The organism is Desulfoscipio geothermicus DSM 3669 (assembly GCF_900115975.1).
Classification (GTDB): domain Bacteria; phylum Bacillota; class Desulfotomaculia; order Desulfotomaculales; family Desulfallaceae; genus Desulfoscipio; species Desulfoscipio geothermicus.
This window is the reverse complement of the sequence record NZ_FOYM01000080.1, coordinates 1-1,320: the sequence shown is the minus strand read 5'-3', so window position 1 is coordinate 1,320 and position 1,320 is coordinate 1. Positions and strand designations below refer to the sequence as shown.

Below are 1,320 nucleotides of genomic sequence, written 5' to 3'. Positions count from 1 at the left end.
AAAGGAATTCAGCAGGTCTGTGTTAATTTTGACACAACAGTGCGGAAGTTTGCAAGGCTTTTTGATTTGTTCTGGCCGAAAGAAGTAAGAATGTTTTTTGGTATTAGCTTTCGTTTCTACCAATTATTGACATTGAGTGTGTAACTCATATCTCTATTTTTTTAAATTATTCGACAAAAAGCACGCTCAATCGGTTCACCTGTGTGCTCCACCATCTGACACCATATATGCTTACCCTTTCATTGGTAGACCCCATACCGCCTGGCGCGGCACAAGCAGAGGAATGAAAATCGTGCAGGTCGGGTTGTTCCCCGCTGCGTTCAAAATCTCCGCGTCGACGCTCCGATACATCACTTGCGGGGAACAACCCGCCCCGCACCCAATATACTTTTTCAGGGTAGGCTAAATAAAAAAACCCGGATATACGGAACCCGGGTCAACATTTATTGAATTATGTGCCTTACCGCTTATGCCAAGCTACTAATCGTCCTTTTCAAACGGTTCATGCCCCCTTGATATTTTTAATCAGCAAAAGGGCGGGATATATTATACCCAAACGATAAACAGCAGTAGTGCCGGCATAACCCAAAAGGCGTAAATCCAATTCGCAAACGCAACTTCAATAGGGGTTTTTCCCATAGTATTGGCCACAACCAAGCAATTACCGGATATAGGGGATACTGTCGAACCCAAAGACCACCCCCCGGTCAAAATCAAGGCAAATAATACGGGATCAATACCAATTGTAGCGGTGTCAAGGGCGGCAAAAGCTGAAACAGTAATCATCGGGTGAATGCCTGCTATACTGGCTAATACGATAGTGATAAGTATGGTCAGTGATATGGAGAATAACGAATATCCGGCCAAATGCATGATATAATAGCACAAGCCCGAAACAGTTAAAGCACTGGAAAAAAAAACCGGCAGCAGTAAATAAGATCACTTCCGAGTCGTACTTATTAACACGGTTTTTAAAATAATCAAGATAATCGCCGGCAATACTTTCTTTCCCCCCCGATAACAACAACCACAAAGCAGGGTAGGTTAATGCAATTATTGGAACAACATTGATTAATGAAAGACTACCAGCAACCTCGATTATAAATATTAATGCTAAAAAGATTACGCCGTAAGCGACAAGCTGAACAAGTTTAAGCTTGTCAATGATATCATCAGAACTGGAAGTTATGATTAATTTTAATTCGTCATTTTTAATATTTTTCCTTCCGTGAACTAAATATTAGAAAACCGCCCATAACAGGTGAAATATTTAGTATAATAAAGATACGCTAAGATAATTAAGATACTAATATTTCACCT

Annotated in this window: 1 protein-coding gene; it reads right to left on the bottom strand. The window is 40.5% G+C overall.

Going from position 1 to position 1,320, the window contains the following annotated elements:
* Positions 1–546: 546 nt before the first annotated feature.
* A complete protein-coding gene (locus BM299_RS18770) occupies positions 547–786 on the bottom strand; it encodes a hypothetical protein (protein WP_092488080.1) in 240 nt (79 codons plus the stop codon).
* Positions 787–1,320 lie beyond the last annotated feature (534 nt).